Annotated in this window: 17 protein-coding genes; 12 read left to right on the top strand and 5 right to left on the bottom strand. The window is 58.8% G+C overall.

The window, feature by feature from the left end; all coding sequences use genetic code 11:
• Positions 1 to 239 precede the first annotated feature (239 nt).
• From ACX5K5_RS15495 to ACX5K5_RS15475, 5 genes are all read left to right on the top strand, one after another.
• On the top strand, positions 240 to 1,217 hold the full coding sequence (locus ACX5K5_RS15495; RefSeq protein WP_459174742.1) for an ABC transporter substrate-binding protein: 978 nt from the start codon (positions 240 to 242) through the stop codon (positions 1,215 to 1,217).
• The gene (locus tag ACX5K5_RS15490; RefSeq protein ID WP_459174741.1) at positions 1,174 to 2,028 is read left to right on the top strand and encodes an ABC transporter permease; all 855 of its coding nucleotides are present in this window, start codon (positions 1,174 to 1,176) and stop codon (positions 2,026 to 2,028) included. Before ACX5K5_RS15495 ends, ACX5K5_RS15490 begins: the two co-directional genes overlap by 44 nt.
• Positions 2,025 to 2,786 (top strand): ABC transporter permease, encoded by a 762-nt coding sequence (locus ACX5K5_RS15485; protein ID WP_459174740.1) that lies wholly within the window; start codon positions 2,025 to 2,027, stop codon positions 2,784 to 2,786. The genes ACX5K5_RS15490 and ACX5K5_RS15485 overlap by 4 nt, the downstream gene beginning before the upstream one ends.
• 14 nt (positions 2,787 to 2,800) lie before the next feature.
• Positions 2,801 to 3,586 carry an ABC transporter ATP-binding protein gene (locus tag ACX5K5_RS15480; RefSeq protein ID WP_459174739.1) on the top strand — a complete coding sequence of 262 codons (786 nt, stop codon included), beginning with the start codon at positions 2,801 to 2,803 and terminating at the stop codon, positions 3,584 to 3,586.
• 192 nt (positions 3,587 to 3,778) lie between these two features.
• A complete protein-coding gene (locus tag ACX5K5_RS15475; protein WP_459174738.1) occupies positions 3,779 to 5,125 on the top strand; it encodes an MBL fold metallo-hydrolase in 1,347 nt (448 codons plus the stop codon).
• Here ACX5K5_RS15475 and ACX5K5_RS15470 read toward each other — a convergent pair.
• The 3 genes from ACX5K5_RS15470 to ACX5K5_RS15460 are packed head-to-tail and all read right to left on the bottom strand — an operon-like array spanning position 5,067 to position 8,550.
• Positions 5,067 to 6,086 carry an ABC transporter permease gene (locus tag ACX5K5_RS15470; protein WP_459174737.1) on the bottom strand — a complete coding sequence of 340 codons (1,020 nt, stop codon included), beginning with the start codon at positions 6,084 to 6,086 and terminating at the stop codon, positions 5,067 to 5,069. The two genes, ACX5K5_RS15475 and ACX5K5_RS15470, sit on opposite strands and share 59 nt — an antisense overlap.
• The gene (locus ACX5K5_RS15465) at positions 6,083 to 7,042 is read right to left on the bottom strand and encodes an ABC transporter permease (protein WP_113607299.1); all 960 of its coding nucleotides are present in this window, start codon (positions 7,040 to 7,042) and stop codon (positions 6,083 to 6,085) included. Before ACX5K5_RS15465 ends, ACX5K5_RS15470 begins: the two co-directional genes overlap by 4 nt.
• Entirely contained in the window at positions 7,039 to 8,550 is a 1,512-nt protein-coding gene (locus ACX5K5_RS15460) for a sugar ABC transporter ATP-binding protein (protein ID WP_459174736.1), read from the bottom strand. The genes ACX5K5_RS15465 and ACX5K5_RS15460 overlap by 4 nt, the downstream gene beginning before the upstream one ends.
• A gap of 122 nt (positions 8,551 to 8,672) precedes the next feature.
• Here ACX5K5_RS15460 and ACX5K5_RS15455 point away from each other — a divergent pair, with 122 nt between their 5' ends.
• Complete coding sequence (locus tag ACX5K5_RS15455; RefSeq protein ID WP_459174735.1) at positions 8,673 to 9,932, top strand: substrate-binding domain-containing protein; 1,260 nt, start codon at positions 8,673 to 8,675, stop codon at positions 9,930 to 9,932.
• A 12-nt stretch (positions 9,933 to 9,944) separates the two neighbouring features.
• Positions 9,945 to 11,306 carry an MFS transporter gene (locus tag ACX5K5_RS15450; protein ID WP_459174734.1) on the top strand — a complete coding sequence of 454 codons (1,362 nt, stop codon included), beginning with the start codon at positions 9,945 to 9,947 and terminating at the stop codon, positions 11,304 to 11,306.
• Between the two features lie 258 nt (positions 11,307 to 11,564).
• Here ACX5K5_RS15450 and ACX5K5_RS15445 read toward each other — a convergent pair whose 3' ends face one another.
• Both ACX5K5_RS15445 and ACX5K5_RS15440 read right to left on the bottom strand, forming a co-directional pair.
• A complete protein-coding gene (locus tag ACX5K5_RS15445) occupies positions 11,565 to 12,584 on the bottom strand; it encodes a dihydrodipicolinate synthase family protein (RefSeq protein ID WP_459174733.1) in 1,020 nt (339 codons plus the stop codon).
• Between the two features lie 40 nt (positions 12,585 to 12,624).
• On the bottom strand, positions 12,625 to 13,638 hold the full coding sequence (locus ACX5K5_RS15440) for an ornithine cyclodeaminase family protein (protein ID WP_459174732.1): 1,014 nt from the start codon (positions 13,636 to 13,638) through the stop codon (positions 12,625 to 12,627).
• Positions 13,639 to 13,809: 171 nt separating this feature from the next.
• On the opposite strand from ACX5K5_RS15440, the gene ACX5K5_RS15435 reads away from it, so the two are divergent.
• The 5 genes from ACX5K5_RS15435 (at position 13,810) to ACX5K5_RS15415 (ending at position 19,678) form a co-directional block, all read left to right on the top strand.
• The gene (locus ACX5K5_RS15435) at positions 13,810 to 15,186 is read left to right on the top strand and encodes an aldehyde dehydrogenase family protein (protein WP_459174731.1); all 1,377 of its coding nucleotides are present in this window, start codon (positions 13,810 to 13,812) and stop codon (positions 15,184 to 15,186) included.
• 102 nt (positions 15,187 to 15,288) lie between these two features.
• Entirely contained in the window at positions 15,289 to 16,794 is a 1,506-nt protein-coding gene (locus ACX5K5_RS15430) for a bifunctional 3-(3-hydroxy-phenyl)propionate/3-hydroxycinnamic acid hydroxylase (protein ID WP_459174730.1), read from the top strand.
• A gap of 57 nt (positions 16,795 to 16,851) precedes the next feature.
• A complete protein-coding gene (locus ACX5K5_RS15425; protein ID WP_105658735.1) occupies positions 16,852 to 17,790 on the top strand; it encodes a VOC family protein in 939 nt (312 codons plus the stop codon).
• A gap of 29 nt (positions 17,791 to 17,819) precedes the next feature.
• Positions 17,820 to 18,851, top strand: a complete 1,032-nt coding sequence (locus tag ACX5K5_RS15420; RefSeq protein ID WP_459174729.1) for a fumarylacetoacetate hydrolase family protein — start codon at positions 17,820 to 17,822, stop codon at positions 18,849 to 18,851.
• Positions 18,848 to 19,678 (top strand): ABC transporter substrate-binding protein, encoded by an 831-nt coding sequence (locus ACX5K5_RS15415; RefSeq protein ID WP_459174728.1) that lies wholly within the window; start codon positions 18,848 to 18,850, stop codon positions 19,676 to 19,678. The genes ACX5K5_RS15420 and ACX5K5_RS15415 overlap by 4 nt, the downstream gene beginning before the upstream one ends.
• Positions 19,679 to 19,707: the final 29 nt, after the last annotated feature.

The following is a 19,707-nucleotide window of genomic DNA, read 5'->3' as shown; positions in this document are numbered from 1 at the left end:
GTATCGTATCGCGTTTGTGACCTGGTGCATATTATTTTCGAGAATTTTTCAGACTATGACCTGCTGAAGACTTCCGCTCAGCTGGCAGAAAATGGGCCAACGAATCGCCGACTTGGAGTAATGGCCTCAATTCGCCGGGAGGGCAAGGGGGTCGACGTTGACAATGTACCCTACGCCACTTACCGTTCAATACGAATCGAATCGTTTCGTATCTTGTAATAGTTAATGAGGGAGTACCCATGTCCAGATTCTCCAAGCCACTAGCCGCTCTTTCGGCGTTGACCGCCGGTGCGCTATTGCTGACAGGTTGCTCCGGAGCAGCCTCGTCGCAAGGCGCCGAAACACAAACAGTGCCTCTCGCCGTGGGAATCACTCCCATCGCCAACGCCGCACACGTCTATATCGCCGAGGAGCAAGGCTTCTTCGAGGAAGAAGGATTGGACGTCACGCCAACGACGATCCAAACCGCGGCTACGGCAATCCCTTCGCTGTTCAATGATGAACTTCAAATTGCGCTGATGGCTTCGGTTCCAACGGTGACCGCGGCATCTAAAGGCCTGCCAATTAAAGTTGTGGGTGGGAGCGACAGATACCCGCAAGATGCAAAGAATGATACGACGGCCCTGATTGCGTCGGCAGATGGCGGCGTCGAGTCGTTGAAAGACCTAGCCGGAAAAACCGTGGCGGTTGTCGGACTGAAATCCACCCCCGAACTAGCCTTGCGTGTGCTGCTCAAGAACGCAGGGGTCGATCCGGACGGGGTCAAGACCGTGGAAATCGGTTACCCAGATATGGTCCCGGCTCTTGAAACGAACCGCGTGGACGCAGCTTTCATCGTTGACCCTTTCCTGTCCAAAGCAAAAGCCGCCGGGTTGGAATTGCTCGGCCATCCATTCACCGACGGTATCGGTGGGATGACCGCCTTGCAATGGGTAGCCAGCGATGCATTTACCAAAGAACACCCCGAAACCATACAGAAGTTTACTCGGGCCATGGACCGGGCGGGGAAATACGCGAATGACAATCCAGAAGCCATCCGTGAAGCCCTTCCAAAGTTCACCGCTCTGACGCCAGAGCTTGTCAAGAGCTCTGTTCTCCCGGTGTACGACTCAGCACTTCAGACCGCCGACATCCAAGCATTTGTCGAGCTCATGACCGAGGAAGGATTTATCGATGACGGTTACAACCCGGAAGATCTCATCTGGTCGGCAAAGTAATAGTGATACAGAGCCGAAACCCGGCAAAGTTATTCGCGGCCCACGACCGAGGTCCATAAAACTCCTTTCGCAGCTGGGTGTCTTTGCGCTGATTTTAGGGATCTGGCAGATTGCTGCGATGTCCGGACAGCTCGGTGCGGTACCTACGCCGTTGATTGTCGGCGGTGCGGTGCTGAGCCTGATCGTGGACGGTTCGGTATGGTTACCGCTCGCTGAAACATTGATCAGCTGGTTCGTCAGCCTGGTGCTCGCAGTGGTGATCGGTGTACTCCTAGGATTCCCACTAGGCATAAGCAAAGTGGCCTACCGGCTGTCGGTCTTCACACTCGATTTTCTTCGTACCATTCCTGCATTGGTGTTCGTCCCGCTGGTGGTGCTGCTTTATGGTTCTGGGATCGAGAGCACGATTTTGCTGGCCTTTGTTGGAGCCGTGTGGGCGATGATCATGCAAACCATTTACGGCGCCCGCGACTTGGAGCCGGTGGCAAGGGACACTTTCCGTTCCTTTAAGGTCAGACGCTGGGATACCGTACGCCACCTTTTGATCCCCACCGCGTTGCCTTACATTGCTACCGGAATCCGATTGGCAGCAGCTATCTGCCTGCTGATCTCCATCAGCGCGCAGATTGTCATTCCGGCAGGCGGGTTTGGAGAACAGATTGTGGCAAGTCAACTAGGTGGTGCTATTGCTCAGATGTTCGCGTACATCTTTTTGTGCGGCGTCCTCGGCGTAGGAATCGATGCCGCGTTTGCCTACTTTGAACGCCGGGTGCTTGCTTGGCATCCTTCCCATCGAAAGGTTTTGTCATGACACGGCGGATTTTCTTGCCCGCGTTGTCCGTCCTGGTTCCGGCGTTGCTGGTGGCCTTGTGGTGGGTACTGAGCGCGCAAAGCACCTCGATTTTCTTCCCGCCTTTATCAACAATCTGGGGGACCTTCCAAGAATTATGGCTTTTTGACCTCGTGGGGGAGCACGTGGTGCCTAGTCTCTATTCGGTACTTGTGGGGCTGGCAATATCTATTGCCATAGGTGTGAGCCTGGGTATCATCCTCGGGCTCAATGAAGTGGTGGCAACAGCGGTGGGACCGCTGTTGCAGTTTATGCGTTACCTGCCGGCGGTGGCCATGCTGCCGCTTGCCATTCAGCTGATGGGCATTGGCCCGGACATGCGGGTGCTGATAGTGGTGCTCGGTGCGCTCTGGCCGGTATTGCTCAACACCATAGACGGTGTGCGCGGGGTGCATCCAGCAGTGAACGATGTGGCTAAGTCCAACCGGTTGCGGCCTTTGGACTGGGTGCTACGCGTGGTCGTCCCCAGCGCGGCTCCGCAGATCTTCGCCGGGATCCGAGCAAGCCTAGCGGTATCGGTCATCTTGATGTTCGCCAGCGAACTGCTTGGCGCGTCCCAAGGCATTGGTTACTTCATTCTCCAAGCCCAACGACAGTTCTCTTTGCCCGAAATGTGGTCCGGGATGATCCTGCTTGGCGTCATCGGTTATCTACTCAATGTAATCCTCATGTTTGTCGAGCGATATGCGCTTGCCTGGCATCACCAGTCACGAAGCTGAAAGCAGGTCTTAAGATGAAAACCACTACGAAGAAAATTCTCGAAGCCGACGGGCTTGGCAAGTCATTCGGTGCCAATCAAGTTCTTTCAAACGTCACCTTCTCAGTAAATCAAGGCGAATTTGTGTGCATTGTGGGCCCATCAGGCACCGGCAAGACCACGCTGCTGCGTGCCTTGTCCGGGCTGGGACCTGCCAATAGCGGCGAAGTTCGGGTCAATGGACGGGTGGTGGTGCAGCCACCAGCCGAACTCTCCGTGGTCTTCCAGGATTACAGCCGTTCGCTGATGCCGTGGATGAAGGTGCTCAAGAATGTCGAGCTGCCGTTGCTCCGGCTCGGGCTATCCCGCGCGGAACGTCGCGCTCGTGCCGAGCAGGCACTAGCCGATGTGGGTTTGGACCATGCGGCACACCTATACCCGTGGCAGATGTCAGGGGGTATGCAGCAGCGTGCGGCCATTGCCCGTTCCTTGGCCTATAGACCCGAGATTTTGATCATGGACGAGCCCTTCGCCTCTGTAGATGCGCAGACTCGTGCGGATCTTGAAGATCTAATGCTTGATATCCGTGACCGGCTGGGTGTCACTATCGTCTTGGTGACGCACGATATCGATGAGGCCGTTTACCTAGGGGACAAGGTCATCGTGCTCTCCGGGCGGCCGGCTTCTGTTTTTGCTTCCGTCGAAATTCCTTTGGGCTCCGGGCGCGACCAAATCGCCACCAAGTCCCGTCCGGAGTACTTGGAACTACGCGCGGATATCCACCGAATGATTATGCGGAAAACTGAACCTGTGGCTCGCTGACCTTATGCCCCCGAGGCTGTACCCAGCCATCTGTAATCCAAACAATGCCCGCCTGGCCAAACCCGGCGGGCATTGCTGGATCTAGAGAACAAACTAAGAGTGAGGACCGGGACATTGTGGCCCGGGCTAGGGAAAAATTTCCGTCTACACCAATTATCAATCGGCTCAACAAGGCCAGACAGGGGAAACGCTATGTGTGATGTCTTATCCAAGGCTTTAGGCCGGCTGCCGGATACCTCCCGGCGCAGGTTCCTGCAAGGAGCCGGACTGTTGGCTGCCAGCGGAACCTTGGCCATCAGCGGAATACCGGCGGCGATTGCCACCCCCGTCGCCGCTACGCGAGGAAAAAACAAGTTTCGCACCAGAGTCGTGTTGCTGGGCACCTCTGGCGGTCCTCCTATGGTCAGTACGAAGCGGTACGGAGTGTCCACCGCGGTCGTTTACAAAGACCGGGTGTATCTGGTGGATCTGGGGCTTGGCTCGCAGATGCGGCTTATGGAAGCGGGGCTGGGCGCCGAAAGCTTCGGTGGTCGAGCGTTCTCCCGCGTGCGCGGAATCTTCTTCACCCACCTGCACAGCGATCATATCGCTGAGTGGCCCGCGGCGCATGCGGTGGGCAGTATGAATCGAATTGGACTTGAGAATCCTGAACCGATCCATGTGTTCGGTCCAGGTGATCGGGGGAGCCTTCCACGAGTCTTCCCGCCGGGACGCAAGGAACCGGATCTCTATAATCCCGAAAACCCAACGCCGGGCACCGTAGCGATGACCGGATATCTGCAGCGGGCTTTCGCCTCGGATTTTAATGACCGTGCCCGAGACAGCAACTTCGACCGGCCCGAGACTACATTCTCCATACATGATATCGACCTGACCGGAATCTGGGATGTGGATTCGGAAGGCATTCCACCACGGTTATCGGCTCCAATCCAAGTTTGGCGTGACGGCGACGTCACGGTGTCCGCGACATTGGTTGACCATCGGCCCACGGCACCAGCTTTTGCCTATCGTTTTGACACGCCGGACGGTTCGGTGGTGATCTCAGGCGACACCGGGGTGAGTGAAAACCTCATCGATTTGGCACGTGATTGCGACTATCTAGTACACGAGGTCATCGATCCGCAGTTCGCCGAGGACCTTGCGGCGACGTTGCCTCCAGAAATTGGACCGGCAGTCCGCGAACACCTGCTCAAGTCACACACGAGCATCGAACAGGTTGGCCGTGACGTGGCGGAGGTTGCAGGAGCCAAGCATCTGGTGCTGACCCATCTCGTTCCCGGTGACACTCCTGTGTCGAGGCGGCGTAAGGCGTCGCGCGGGTATTCGGGGCGACTCACTGTCGGCGCCGATCTCATGGGCTTTGATGTGGGTTCTTCTGAAGCATCCCGAGAAAGCAGCAGTCAATCCAAAGCAGGCGGTTGCCCCGGCCAAATGGCCTGGGCAACCGCCTGCTTTGTATTGTGTGAAAACGAGACTTTGCTTAGAACCTGTTGCGTACGTGCCGTTCGCGTCCATAGAGCGAAACCACGGCGAGGATGATGACGCCGAACACGATGCGGCTTTGCGCCTCGGATAATCCATTGCTCACAATGATCGTCGAAAGCAAGGTGAGAATCAGTGCGCCCAGCAGCGTGCGGGTATAACTGCCGTGGATTGAGCCGAAGATCGTTCCACCAACCAGCACTGCCGCTAGTCCGGAAAACAGGTAGGGATCGCCGATGGTCTGTGACCAGCCCGAACCATAGGCGGCAATGAATACCCCGGCAAGGCCAGCGAAGGCACCGGAAGCGGCAAAGACCAGAACCCAGACGATTGAGGTTCGTATTCTTGTCAGTCCCGCGGCTCTGAAGTTAACTCCCGTCGCATAAAGCCGGCGTCCTGCGGTGGTGCGGTTCAAGAAGACCCATAGGGCCACACCGAGCAGCAACACGATCAGAATGATCGGTGGGAACGGAAGCCCGAAGGTCGTTGCGCGAAGGCTGGCCAGGGAACGCAGTGAATCATGGGGCACCGAGGAATAATCGCCATCCGCCAAGAACAGCGTGGCGCCGGTTAGAGCTGCGCCGGTGCCCAAAGTGACTACCAGTGGTTGGACGGTAAAGTGATGGCAGATCCAGCCAATCAGGGCGCCGATGCCACCACACACGAGGATGGTGAGCAGTATTGCCAGCACCGGTGGCAAGCCCAGTTTGCCCGTGGCGTTTGCTGCCATGAAGGCGCCAAAGAGTATGTAGCCAGGCGTTGCAAGGTCCAATCCACCAAGTATGACGACTAATGTTTGGCCCATCGCCGCTAGAGCCAGCAAGGATGCGATCAACAGCAACGAGGTCACCGAACGTGGGTTGAAGATGGAGGGAATGCTGATCAATAGCCAAGCCGCCAAGACGAGCAAGACCAAGGCTTGCAATACTGGCAGCTCAACAAGTATCCGCTTGATCTTCGGGCCGAGGCGTCGTTCTGCCGAGGCCGTTTGCTTTCTGATGGTGGTGCTCTCGCTCATGATCGAACCTTCTTTAACCGTGGAGTAAGTAACGTGGCTCCCAAGACGACACCCACGACGAGCAGAGCACCGTAGGCGAACTGAATCAGGCTAGGTGCGACGCCGGAGGCGGTCAGCAGCTGTTGGAGCAGGTAGATGCAGATGGCCCCGAACAGTGCGCCGAGCAACCCGCCTCGGCCTCCGGCCAGGCTGGTCCCGCCAAGCACCGCCGCCGCCAATCCCAGCAGCGCGTAGGTGGTGGCCAAGGAAGACTGTGAGGACTGCACAATGGCAGTTAGCGCGATACCGGCGATACCGGCGAACAAGCCGCCTACCGAGTAGGCGAGAATGCGCACCGCGGTGGTATTCACTCCAGAGCCGAACGCCGAAATATCACTTTCGCCGGTGGCCAGCAGGTTGCTGACAAAGGCAGTACGGCGCAGTCCAAACCAAATCAGAGCGGCGGCACCGATGGAGATCAGTGCGCCAGGAATGATTCCAACGCTGCCTGCGAAGACCTCGGTCCAGTTATCCGGGGCTGCAATCGGGTTCTGCGCGATGGTCAGCGACAATCCGATGAGCAGGAAGAGCATTCCGGTGGTGGCGACCACGGGGTGCAAGCGCAAAACTGCGATCAGTACCCCATTGATTGCCCCGATGGCTGCGGCCAGCAATAGCACGAGGGGCGCAGCCACCTGCCAGTTGCCCAGTCCCGCGGGAATCAGAATGGCGACAAAGAAGCAATTGATGAAAGTTGCCAGCGGGCCCACCGAAATATCGATGCCTCCAGAGAGGATGGCTGGTGTTGAGGCAAACCCTACGAGCACAAACGGGGCCAGAGTGGAAAGCGTGGCGGGAAGCCGTTGCGGGGATAAGAAGGACGGGGAAATAAGGAGATTCAGTACCAGCAAAACGAGTGCAAGCAGGAGCGCAAAGGCGAAAGGCCAGCGTTGGAGGAGCTGTTGGACGCGGCTCATGAGTGCACCTCTGATTTCTGGCCGAAGTAGGCCGCGACAATTGATTCGGTGGATAGCTCGGGATGGGCGATTTCGGCAAATACTTGCTGATCGCGGAAGACTAAAACTCGGTCCGCCAGGTCAACGAGTTCGTCAACTTCACTGGAGAGCACCACTACGCTGAGCCCTTCGGCGCTGAGTCGGTCCAAGATTGCATAGATCTCTCGCTTGGTGCCGATATCTACTCCGCGAGTCGGGTCATTCAGAAGCAATACCTTAGGAGCGGTGGCGAGCCATCGGGCGAGCAAGACCTTTTGCTGGTTGCCTCCGGAGAGGGTGGAAATCGCGTCATTGGCGGAGCCGAAGCGAAGTGCCAGCGATTGGGCGAAGGCGTTGAATCTCTGGGAGATGCTCTTGGTGTTCAGCAGCCCGCGGTGGCGGTCTTGATGCAATGTGGGCAGAGCGAAATTCTCTTGGATGGTCATCGACTCGAATAGCGATTCGCCGCGGCGTTCACGTGGCAGGTAAGCCACACCGAGGCGGTCGCCATTACGATCGGTCAACGGTGTCTGCGTATCTTTCTCCCCGGTGCGCACTACCGTTCCCGGACCGGAGGCAACACCTGCGAGGCGTTTGATGAATAGATCTTGGCCGTGGCCTTCGAGCCCGGCCAGCCCCACGATTTCACCGGCGTGCAGTTCCAGATTGATGGCTGTCGACGTGGGCGTCAGCCGCAGGTCAAGACTTCGAAGGAGCAATTCTCCGGGCGTATGAGGTTGGCGTACCGTCACCTCGTGATCGGAGCGCCCGGTCATTTCGGAAATAAGGGCGTCGATTGACAGGTTGTCGCGTTCAACGGTGAAGACGCTGTGCCCTGAGCGCAGCACTGAGACTCGATCCGAAATTTCTGCCACCTCGTCCATCCGGTGGGAAATGAAGAGAATCGCGGTGCCGAGTGTAGTGAGTCGACGCATCTCAGCAAAGAGACGGTCCCTGGTTTGTACATCCAAGGATGCCGTCGATTCGTCCAGCACAAGAACTTTCGGGCCTCGGACCAGTGCCCGGGCGATGCACACCGCTTGACGTTCGGACAGTGAAAGTTGTCCCGCCGGCTGGTCCAAATCAATGTTTGGGACGATGCGGGTGAGTACTTCCTGGGCAAGCATGCGCTGTTTGGTGCGGCTTAATTTGTGTCGAAAAATGCCGTGTGAACCAAGCCAGACGTTGTCGAGTACCGTTTGGCTCCCGGCGGTTAAGACTTCTTGGAATACCGTAGCGATTCCCAAGTCCGCCGCTTGTTTGGGTGAGCGGCTGTAGACCGGTTCGCCATTAAAAGTCAGGGTTCCCGAATCTGGCCGGTGCACCCCGCCAATGATCTTTACGAGGGTGCTTTTGCCCGAACCGTTTTCGCCCAAGAGTGTGTGAATCTCACCGGGTCGGAGGTGGAGCTGGCCGTCGCTCAGTGCTTGTGTAGCGCCGAAGCGTTTGCTCACCCCTTTGAGCTCTAGGCCTGCTGGCTGATGTGTCACTGGTGGTCCCCTTATGTGAAAATTTGTGATGCCCGCTACATTCGAAACTAGACGAACCGTACCGCATGTGTCTAGTCTTATGCGATACGCTACGAAGCGTTTCACTCGATGAGGAGTTCGATATGCAGAAAAACACCAAAATTCCACGAATCTCAAAGCTTGGGGCAGCGATTCTGGGAATTAGTGCCCTGGCATTGACGGGTTGTGCGGGAGGCACCAGTGCGGATCCTGCCGCCGACGGTGCGGCAGCAAGCAACCAATCCGGGCCTGTCGCAGACGGCGCATGTGGTTCGGTTCCCAAAGGTGCAGCCAATGATCCCAACGGTCTGTTGAAAGATTTCTCGCCAGAAATCGCTGATGGGTACTCCCTGCATCCGGACGAGGTACGCACGTCGGCGTGGGCCGACTATAAGTCAAAGAAGACCGAGGGCTTCACCGCCGCCGTGGTGGGGATGCCACCTGCCAGCCCCTTTATTGCCTCCATGTCCGAGTCGATTCGTGCGAGCTTGAAGAAGGCGGACGTTGAGGTTCTGGGCGAATTTGCTCCGGATGATCCATCCAACGTGCCACTGCAACTCCAGCAGTTCAATGAGGCCCTTGCCCTGAAGCCGGATGTCATCATCTATACGGCCATCGCTCCGGAACCATCGGTGGCACTGGCAAAACAGGCCTTTGATGCCGGTATCCCGTTGGTTGCCGCCCAGGTGCCTATCGACTCCGAATATGCCGTCACCGTAACGCGCAATGTGCCATTGGCGATTGCAGAAGTCACCGCCGGAACTATGCGTTCCATTGGGGGCAAGGGCGACGTGCTTCGAGTTGCCGGTATCCCAGGCATTCCAAGCTCCACCTTGGCCGATATTGGCATGGATGCCATTTTGGAGACTTGCCCGGATGTGAAGGTCGTTGGTAACGTGACCGGATTCTTCCAGCCGGCCACCGCGCAGGCTGAGGTGCAGAAGTTCCTTGCCACTAACCCGGCGGGCGTTGATGCGGTCATGCAGGCCGGAACCATGGGTGTTGGTATTCGCAACGCCTTTGAAGAAGCTGGCATGGACGTTCCACCAATTGCAGATGACGGTTCAAGCCAGGGGTTTGCCTCCTGGGCCTTGGCCAATCCCGAGTACCCGTACTTTGGAACCACTACTCCATCAGTTCGCACCGGCGAAGTTTCCGTTGAGGTGGCCTTGCGCATACTGAAGGGTGAAGGCCCGAAGATCAACCAGATTGTGGAGCCTTCGGTGCTTGTGACGCGCGAGAACCTTGAGCAGGTTGCTGACGCCACGTGGGAACCTAGCGATCTGACCGATCTGGCCGGAAGCCCGGATGACTATCTGCCCACCGAGAAGCTTGACCAGTTCTTTTCGAATCCCGGCAAATAAGGCGAACTAGGCATGAATCACGACACTGAGAATGTTGTGCCTGCTGCGCATGCACCCCGTGAACGTCTGACCGGACGCCACTGGCTCTACTTCACGATGATTACGCTGGTGCTGTTGACTGACGGCATGGACGTGACGATAGTCAGCCACGTTTTCCCCACGCTCATCAAAGAGTGGGGAGTTTCGGTGGGCGGCGGCATCGCCTTCGTCGTTGCCGTGGGATTCCTCGCGATGGGGTTGGGCGCCATTATTTCCGGTGCCTTATCAGTGAGGTGGGGGCGCAAGACTATTCTCATCTTCAGTGTCGTTATTTTCGGCTCCGCCACCGCGCTGGGAGGGACGTCCGCAGATTTTACGCAATTTGTCATCTGGCGCCTTCTTGGCTGTGTAGGAATGGGTGCCGCGATGGCCTCCGGCAACACCTTGCTGGCGGACCTTGTTCCGGCACGTAGTCGGGCAGCCCTGCTTGCAGCGGCCTATGCCGGTGTTGGACTGGGAACCACCATTGGCGCCACCCTCGCAGGCTTCCTGCTGCCCACGGTAGGATGGCGGGCGCTGCTGATAGTTGGCGGCGTGATTCCCCTGGTGATTATCGTTGTACTGGCCTTCGTAGTACCCGAGTCACCGGCGCGCCGTGCGGTGAAGCTGGCTGGGAATATACCGGTGAAAGTGCTGGCAAGAGATCGGGTCTCGGTCCGCACGGTGCTGGGGAAGAAGTTTGTGACCAGTACTTTGCTGCTGTGGATCTTTGGCTTCTTCTCGTTGGGCACTCAGCTGCTCATTGCGCAGTATCTGCCTACGCTACTGCAGTTGCCCGTTCCTGGCTTGGACACGGTGCAAAGCAGCACCATTGTGGGCCTCTACGGGTTCACCAGCGTGCTGGGAAGTGTCGTGCTGGGGTTGCTCCTGGCACGTGGCTCCCGATTCACGGTGATTGGTGGTGCCTTGTGTCTGGCCGCGATCATGGCACTGGTGGTTTCTATGGCGCGTGAACCAAGTTTTGGTTCATTGCTAGTCATTTTGGGGATTACCGGATTTATTTTGCCCAGTGCTTTTGGGCCAACTCGTGGAGTTCTTGCGGCCATGAGCTTCCCGGAGAGCGCGCGTGGCTTGGGCATGGGAGTCACTGAATTCGGTGGCCGACTCGGCTCCGCGACAGGCGGGGTAGTTGGAGGAACACTGATCGCCACCGGCATGGGCTTGTCCGGAATCTTTTTGGTGCTGTTACTGCCTATCGGGGTCCTGCTTGGCGCGTTGGCCGGATTGCGTCAGCAGTCCAGGCACTTCCAAGCAGCGGAAGAAACCTTTGATGGTTCGAACGCTGCCAAACCAGAGCCGAAAAGAAAAACATCATTGCAAAGTGTGGAGGATTGACCCCCTGATCGATGGCGCATAGTCCGAGCGAGCTTTGAGGCTCCCGTTGCTGCGAAATATCTTCACGATACTTCGCTGCAACGGGAGCCTTTTGCGCGCTGGGCTACGCACATCAGGATAAACAAAAACGGTATTCCGACTTGGGCCATGTGTTGCTGCCACACACTGAAAGCCCCCTGGGGAAGTATGCAAATCCAAAGAGCTGGTTTGCGTTTCCTCAGGGGGCTTATGAACCGTCGTGCTGCAGTGCGCTGGCTGTTAGGCGGAGACGCGTCCGCGCATGAACTCTTCATCTGGTGAGTCGGTGACCGGAAGGCCGGAAGCTTCCAGACTTGCGCGTAGCTGCTTCATGAAGCGGTCAGGAAGCTTGGCTGCAGGTGGACGCAGTGCACCGCCATTGAAGCCCGAGAGCCATTCCTGGTACTTCCACTGGGTGCGGTTGATCATATTGGTACCCGGGGTGGAGGTCGCGGAGACTGCGCCGTTTGCCGCGCGAGCTGGCTGGACCTTCCAGTACAGTTCCATGGCTTCTTCCCACTTGCCGGTACGGGCCAGCTCGAACGCGCGCGGGTAGTAGTCACCCATCCAGTTGGTATTCGCAGTACCGGAGAACTGCACGTCCAGGACGGACATCAGAGGGATGAGTTCAGACTCGATGGGGCAGGAGATGACGACCTCATCTCGGAAGTGGTGGTACATCTCCATGACGCCAGGAATGCCTGGGTAGCCTTGTTCTGCCTTGATCGCCACGATGCTTGGCATCGCGTCCAGTACACGGCGTACAAACTCAACGCTCATGCCGGCCGGGTGGATGCGTTCAAATCCCCACGCTGGCAGCGGGAAGAGCATGGCTGCCATGTTCGTTTCATCGGTGAACTTCTTGGTGTAGTCGAACACCTGATCATAATTTGTTGGCCAGAAGGATGCTGGGTACGCAAGCAGCGTGCGGTCTGCGCCCGCGGCTTCGGCCAGATTTGCGGCGTGGATATTCTCTTCCAGGGTGCCGAAGATTGCGTGGAAGAACAACGCGAAGTCCGGACCGGCCGCTTCGCGGGCAATTGCGGTGATCCGCGCGTTTTCTTCCGGAGTCACATTCGCTTCGGCCACAATCAGCGAACCGGCATAACCGCGTTCCTTGAGCAGCAGGATGTCATGGCGAATTGCGTTTTCATTGATTGCAGAAAAATCTGGTGTGAAAGACGGGTGGGTCACCGCGACGGTGCCGGTGAAATTCTCTCGAGCCCAGGAACGAGCTTCGGACTTGGTGTAATCCACCATGAGGTACTCCTTATTTTTGGGTTGGTGTGTTAAAAGTCAGTTATTTACGGCTGGTAACGATGCCGACGGGCAGGACCGTGCCCACACCCTCAGTGCGTGCTCGGTTCAGCAGCATCTCAGCGACAACAATGTCCTGCAGGCCAGAACCCGTGGACTTGTAAATCCTGATCCCCGCCTCGGTGTCGATCCGGCTCTCAGCACTCAGTGCAGCTTGCAATGGCAGTACTACGGCGTCTACATCGATGCCGGCGGCGCGCGCGGCGATCATGTCGCCGCTGTCATGGACTACTTCTTCATAGGTGTCCACCACGATGGTGCTTGCCCGGCCAATTAGTTCGGTGGGTAGTTCACGTTGGGCCGGGGTAGTAGATCCGATGGAGACAACCGAAGCGTTGGCGCCCACCCAGTCGGCTTGCACGGTGGGCGATTCATCGCGCGAGCGGGCAGCGCAGAGGATCAGGTCTGCGCCTTCGACAGCCTCGCGAGCCGAACTGACAGCGTGTGCCGGAGCGTCAAAAACACCGTCGAATTCCTTCGCGAAAGCTTCGCGGTTAGCCACAGTGGGGCTGAATACGCGGATATCTGCGAACTTCATCAGGTGGGAGAAGGCGGTGAGGTGGGAGCGGGCCTCGAATCCCGAGCCGATAATGCCTACGCGCAATGCGCGCTGCGGCACGATAGTGGAAACTCCAACAGCGGTGGTTGAGGCGGTGCGCAAACCGGTTACCCGGTTGCCGTCTATCAGTGCCACCAAGTCTGCGGTGTTCTTATCGAACAAGGAGATCAGGTAGCTGACGGTGAGCCCACCGGTGAAAGATCCGGCGATGGACTTAGCGCCAAAAACCTTGCCGCTGGCAGGGGCCGAAGGCATGATGCGCAACCACTCTTGCGGGGACTGCGCAAAAATTCGTCCCGGGGTTCGCAGCTCGTCATTGTCGGTGCTGTAGGCCTCGCGAATTGCCTCAATAGCACTGGGCCAATCCGAGAGGTGAGCGACATCAGCGTCGGTCAGAAACAGCGGAAGGTCCTGCGGCAGATTTCCTTCTGCACTCACGGGCGTTCACTCCTTTGAAAGTCTGGAACACGACGAAGCATGCTCAATCGTGTGCACCACATCACATGGCGCTAGGATAGATACTATCCGATACGAATCGTATCTCATATACTCGGAGCAACAGGTTTTCGAAAATGACGAAAACTTACCCCAGCAAAGGAATTGAAAACCATGGCAATCTCAACAGTGAATCCAACCACCGGCGTCACCGAACAAGTCTTTGAAGCCCACTCCACCGAAGAAGTGGAGCGCCGCATCGCCCATGTCGACGAAGCAGCGAAAATCCTGCGTGGAACCAGCTACGCGCAGCGGGCCGAATGGATGAAAGCAACCGCCCGGCTCCTGGAAGCTGAAGCCGAAGAGCTGGGAAGGCTGATCACTCTGGAGATGGGCAAGCCCATCGCGCAATCGCTCGCCGAAGTGCGCAAGTCCGCGGCGTCCATGCATTTTTATGCCGAGAATGCCGAAAAATTCTTGGCTGATACTCCTTTGGAAGACCCCTCGGTTGTTGGCGCTTCAAAGGCGTGGACTACTTATCAGCCGTTAGGCGCCGTGCTTGCCGTGATGCCGTGGAACTACCCCATTTGGCAGGTCATACGCTTCGCGGCTCCTGCGCTGATGGCGGGCAATACCGGTCTGCTCAAGCACGCCTCGAATGTGCCGCAGTCGGCAATCTACCTGGACACTCTCTTTGAACGAGGGGGATTCCCTGCGGGCTCATTCCGCACACTGCTCATCGGTGGCGGCGCGGTTGCCCCGGTAATCGCGGATCCGCGGGTTAAGGCCGTGACCCTGACCGGTTCCGAACCTGCAGGGCGTTCGGTGGCGTCGATTGCTGCGGATCATGTGAAGAAGTCTTTGCTCGAGCTGGGTGGCTCGGATCCGTTTGTTGTCATGGATTCAGCCAACGTTCCTGCCGCGGCGGCTACTGCAGTGAGGGCGCGGATCAGCAATAACGGCCAATCCTGCATCGCAGGGAAGCGTTTTATTGTGCATACCGATGTCTATGACGAATTTGCTGCCGAATTTGCCCGGCTGATGGGCGAGCTCGTGGTGGGTGACCCAATGGATCCGGCGACGCAGGTTGGGCCACTGGCCACCGCCGATGGACGCGATGAATTGGCAGGTCTCGTGGATGATGCGGTGGCCTTGGGTGCACAGGTGCTTGTCGGGGGCTCCGCCCCGCAGGGTGAAGGATATTTCTACCTGCCTACGGTAATTGCCGGGCTGAATGACGAAATGCGGCTGGTCCAGGAGGAAGCCTTTGGTCCGGTGGCCTCGCTATACCGGGTCCGGGATCGGGAAGAGGCGCTGCAGGTTGCCAACCAGACCACCTTTGGCCTCTCCAGCGCCCTGTGGACCAATGATGCCGCCGAAGAGCAGTGGTTCCTGGAGCGGCTCGAGGCCGGAGCGGTGTTCATCAACGGGATGACGGTCTCAAATCAAGAGCTGCCATTCGGTGGGATCAAGCGCTCGGGCTTTGGCCGCGAGCTGGCCGCCGAAGGTATTCGCGAATTCTGCAACCTCAAAACGGTATGGAAAGCCTAGATAGGAGCTTTCGTGGCGTCCTGCCGGCCTAGCGACTTGTGTGCGGTCGTGACCGGTGTTACATTTATTCGAAACGATACGTACTGAACTTGAAGGAGCGGGATGGCAAAGATCGTTGAAGTTGACGTGGTGGTGGTTGGCGGTGGACCGGTGGGCGTTACTGCTCTGGCCCTGCTGGGCCGCGCCGGCCTGAGTGCCGTCGGAGTAGAGCGCGAGATCCAGGCGTGGCCGACCGCACGCGCCGTGCACTTTGATGGAGAAATCTTCCGCACTCTTCAATCCTTGGGAGTGGCAGAACGCTTCGCCAAGGCCACATTGCCGATGGCCTCGATGCATATCGAGAACGAGGCGGGCGAAGTCCTGATTTCCGTGCCAACCGGCCAGCTCGGGGCGCAGGGATGGCACGACGATCTGACCTTCCACCAGCCTGAGATCGAATGCCTGTTGCATGAGGTCGTGGAGGAACTGCCAGGCGTTGAGCTGCGCCGCGGCATGACGGTGCTTTCAGTGCGCAATGTTGGCGAAGGCGTCGAAGTTGCGGTGCAGAACGCGGATGGCGAAGAATCCTTGATCCGGGCCCGTTGGGCTATCGCAGCTGATGGAGCCCGCTCGCAGAGCCGCAAAGCGCTGAACATCGAAACCGAAAAAATCGGCGAGGATGCGCAGTGGCTGGTCGCCGATGGGATCCTTGAAGACAGCCCCGGATTATCCTCGGACATGATCTTCTTGGGCCACCATACCCGCCCTGCTCTGTGGATACGGCTCCCCGGCAAACGTGTGCGCATGGAGTTCATGCTCATGCCGGGGGATGACCCCGAGGAAATTACTACTCCGGCGGGCCTCGAGCGCCTCAGCCGCGGCGTGCTGCCGGCAGGTAAATTCACTGCAGACCGCCTGGCGACCTACACATTCCGCGGACGCATTTCCCAGCGGTGGCGTGCCGGAAACATTTTCCTGGCCGGCGACGCAGCCCACCAGGCTCCGCCGCTCTTCGGGCAGGGCCTGTGCGCCGGAATGCGCGACGTCGCCAATCTGGTCTGGAAGCTGGACGCGGTCAAGCGCGGCGCTGCCGATGACAGCCTGCTTGATACCTACGAGTCAGAACGCTTGCCGCACGCACGGTTCTGGGTGGAGCAGGCTGCCAATGCCGCGGGCTTCATTCAGACCACCGATGCCGAGGTCGCCAAGCAGCGCGATGCCTTCATCCGCGCAAATCCCGCGGCTTCGGCGCCCGTCGCACCCCCGCTGGGACCGGGTCTGCACGAGGGGGAGATCGACAGCCGCGCCGGGCATCTGGCCACACAGCCGATCCTCGCCGACGGGGTGCGCCTGGATGACATCGTCGGTTCCCGCTTCCTGGTGGCCACAACCCCGGAGATCTACTCCGCAGTGCCGGCTGTGCTGCGCAGCCAGCTCGAGGACAACGATTTTGTTGTCGTCTTGTTCGATTCTGCCAAGGTCGGCCGGATTCTTGAGGCCGCCGGCGCCAAGGTCGTGGTGGTCCGTCCGGACCGCTACATCCTGGGCCTCGGGGATACCCCCGAAGCACTCGAACGCATCGCTGCCAGCATCCCGGAGGTCGGCCACGACGTGCCGGCGAACCTCTAGCCCAAAAATTCTCAAGACACACCTCCGCCCAGGCGGAAAGAATTACAGGAGAACATCATGGCCTTCAGCCCAATCACACACCTGCGCCACTTCGATATCGCGGTGCCAGATTACAAAAAACAGGTTGACTTCTACAAGAACCACTGGGGATTGACCGAGATGCAGGACGACGGCGGAGTCACGTACTTTGCCGCCGAGGGCTCGCCGGAACAATACTCGGTCCGCGTGCGCGAGGCCGAAGAAAAGCGTCTTGACATGGTCGCGTTCGGCGCTGCGGACAATGCCGCGGTGGACCAGCTTGCCTCTGACCTCATTGCCAAAGGGGTCAAGCTCATCGGCGAACCCGATGACCTCAAAACGCTTGGCGGGGGATACGGCTTCCGCTTCTTCGACCTGGAAGGACGAACCATCGAGGTCTCCTCGGATGTCGAGGTGCGCAAGCACCGCAAGATCGAGGAACGCGAAGCCATCCCGGTGCGCCTATCCCACGTGGTGCTCAACTCGCCTGAACCGGAGAAGATGCTCGCTTGGTATGAGCAGCACTTGGGCTTCCGGCTCTCGGACACGCTGAACCACCCGCACATGGGGGATCTGTTCTACTTCTTGCGATGCAACTCGCAGCACCACTCCATTGCCATTGCCCGCGGCCCGCACGCCTCGCTGCAGCACGCGTCCTTCGAACTGCGCGGGATCGACGAGTACATGCGCGGCAGCGGCAAGCTGCTGCGTTCGGGATTCAAGAAGATCTGGGGTCCGGGACGGCACAGCGCCGGGGACAACACCTTCACCTACTTCCATGATCCCAACGGCAACACCATGGAATTCACCACCGAACTTGATTCGATCGATGAGGACACCTGGCACCCGAGCATTTACGACACTTCTGATCCGATGACCTCGGACCAGTGGGGCACCGGCGGGGACATGGATGAATTCATTGCCAAGGAAATGTTCAACGACAAGGACAAGGGTCTTTTCGTCCCGCCACCGGTATAGGCAAGAACATCATGGAACATGGAGGACTCATGAGGGAAACTCGCATCAGCGGATTTAAGCTGGGCACCTTCGAAGATGGCACGGAGCAATTTCCCGGGGCCGTCTTTGGGGACCGGGTCGTGGACCTGCGCAGCGTGCTGCCGGGCATCACCCGGATCGGGGATCTTTTCGCCCAGTGGGATTCCCACCTGGATGCGCTCGAGCAGCTTGACCCGGCCGCCGCCGGCGGCCGTGCGCTCAAGGGCCTGAAGGTGCACCCACCGGTGCAGCCGGTGGGCACCATCATCGCCGCCGGGGCGAACTACCGTGAGCACGTCATCCAGATGAGCGTTGCCCACAAGCTGGGGAAAGAAGGTGCCGACGAGAATCAATTGGCGGCCGACGCCGCGGCCGAAATCGATGAACGCGGCCGTACGGGTGATCCATATGTCTGGACCGGGATACCCTCCGCTGTCTGCGGCGCCTATGACGACGTGCAGTTGCCCGATGTCGGCAGTAACGTCGACTGGGAGCTGGAGCTAGGTGTGGTCATTGGCCGCAAGACGCACCGGGTTGCGGCAGCAGATGCCATGGATTACGTCGCCGGGTACACCATCGTCAACGATGTCACCTCGCGCGCTCTCGTGCCGCGCACCGACATCGCGATGATGGGTACCGACTGGTTCCGGTCGAAGAACCAGCCGACATTCTTCCCCACTGGTCCCTATGTGGTGCCGAAGCGGTATGTGCCGGACCCGGCAAAGCTGCGAATCCAGTTGAGCCTCAATGGCACGCTGATGCAAGATGCCCTGGCCGATGACCTGCTCTTCGACATCCCGAGCCTGATCGCCTACGCATCCTCGGTTGCCGTACTGCAGCCCGGGGATGTGCTGATCACCGGTTCGCCTGCGGGCAACGGATCGCACTGGGGCCGATTCCTGCGCGATGGAGATGTGATGGAAGCGGAGATCACCAGTCTCGGCACCCAGCGCTCGACGGTCCGCGGCCCTTCCGGGCAGCTGCCTCCCTGGTACGCAGACCGTCCGGTCGCGGTTGCCGCAGCCGGTGGGGCCGCCTCGTGATACTGCGCCAAAGCCACTTCGTACCGCCGGTACCCTACCTGCTGGCTACCGAGCTGGGATTCCTGGAAGGCGTAGAGGTGCAGCCCACCCGGACCACCTCCAGCACGAAGCAGCTCGCCGGGCTGCTGGACGGCACCATTGATGTGGCCGTCACCGCCATGGACAACGTGTTCGAATGGGATCGGGCCGGTGCCGACGTGCGTCTCATTGCTCAAGTCGAGGCGACCACTCCGCTGGGCATCTATGCGCGTGACGAGATGGCAACTATGGCGGATCTGGCTGGATGCAGGTTCGCGGTGGACGCCCCGGATAACGGTTTTGCCCTGCTTGCCCGGCATCTGTTGGGCGGCGCAGGAATCGACGTGGATTATGTGGTGATCGGCGGGGTACGCGAACGATTTGAAGCACTGCTGGCTAAAGAAATCGACGCGAGCCTGCTTGGCCCGCCATTCGACAAGCTTGCGGAACAAGCCGGTATGAGGTGCGTGTCGGAGGTGAACGAACTTCTGCCGCAGCTGCCGGGCCAAGGTCTGGTGGTGCGTACTGAGCTATTGGGATCTAAGGAGCTCACCGGCTACTTGCGTGCGCTGGCACGCGGTGCCGCGGCCGGTGAATCGTTGGATGAGCAAGACGGCGTAGCGCTGCTTGAGCGTCATGGCTATCAGGCCGCCGCGGCAACTGCATGGGCTGCGCGGGCGAGGACATTAACGGTGGATCCCATAGGCCTGGAGTTGCTTACGCAGATTCGCCGTGGACTCGGAATGCTCTCAGGCCGCAAGCCGCTGGCGGAATTGTGCGAAACCGGGCCGCTGCTGCGGGCCAGCTGATCCATGAGTTTTTTAAGCATTGCATTTCC

This window comes from Glutamicibacter bergerei (assembly GCF_054495185.1).
The sequence above is the reverse complement of the archived record's forward strand: the minus strand, read 5'-3'. Positions and strand labels throughout refer to the sequence as shown.

Excerpts from the sequence above, each read along its gene's own strand:
- ACX5K5_RS15495 (WP_459174742.1), top strand. The coding sequence starts at position 240 with ATGTCCAGATTCTCCAAGCCACTAGCCGCTCTTTCGGCGTTGACCGCC.
- ACX5K5_RS15490 (WP_459174741.1), top strand. The coding sequence starts at position 1,174 with ATGACGGTTACAACCCGGAAGATCTCATCTGGTCGGCAAAGTAATAGT.
- ACX5K5_RS15485 (WP_459174740.1), top strand. The coding sequence starts at position 2,025 with ATGACACGGCGGATTTTCTTGCCCGCGTTGTCCGTCCTGGTTCCGGCG.
- ACX5K5_RS15480 (WP_459174739.1), top strand. The coding sequence starts at position 2,801 with ATGAAAACCACTACGAAGAAAATTCTCGAAGCCGACGGGCTTGGCAAG.
- ACX5K5_RS15475 (WP_459174738.1), top strand. The coding sequence starts at position 3,779 with ATGTGTGATGTCTTATCCAAGGCTTTAGGCCGGCTGCCGGATACCTCC.
- ACX5K5_RS15470 (WP_459174737.1), bottom strand. The coding sequence starts at position 6,086 with ATGAGCGAGAGCACCACCATCAGAAAGCAAACGGCCTCGGCAGAACGA.
- ACX5K5_RS15465 (WP_113607299.1), bottom strand. The coding sequence starts at position 7,042 with ATGAGCCGCGTCCAACAGCTCCTCCAACGCTGGCCTTTCGCCTTTGCG.
- ACX5K5_RS15455 (WP_459174735.1), top strand. The coding sequence starts at position 8,673 with ATGCAGAAAAACACCAAAATTCCACGAATCTCAAAGCTTGGGGCAGCG.
- ACX5K5_RS15450 (WP_459174734.1), top strand. The coding sequence starts at position 9,945 with ATGAATCACGACACTGAGAATGTTGTGCCTGCTGCGCATGCACCCCGT.
- ACX5K5_RS15445 (WP_459174733.1), bottom strand. The coding sequence starts at position 12,584 with ATGGTGGATTACACCAAGTCCGAAGCTCGTTCCTGGGCTCGAGAGAAT.
- ACX5K5_RS15435 (WP_459174731.1), top strand. The coding sequence starts at position 13,810 with ATGGCAATCTCAACAGTGAATCCAACCACCGGCGTCACCGAACAAGTC.
- ACX5K5_RS15430 (WP_459174730.1), top strand. The coding sequence starts at position 15,289 with ATGGCAAAGATCGTTGAAGTTGACGTGGTGGTGGTTGGCGGTGGACCG.
- ACX5K5_RS15425 (WP_105658735.1), top strand. The coding sequence starts at position 16,852 with ATGGCCTTCAGCCCAATCACACACCTGCGCCACTTCGATATCGCGGTG.
- ACX5K5_RS15420 (WP_459174729.1), top strand. The coding sequence starts at position 17,820 with ATGAGGGAAACTCGCATCAGCGGATTTAAGCTGGGCACCTTCGAAGAT.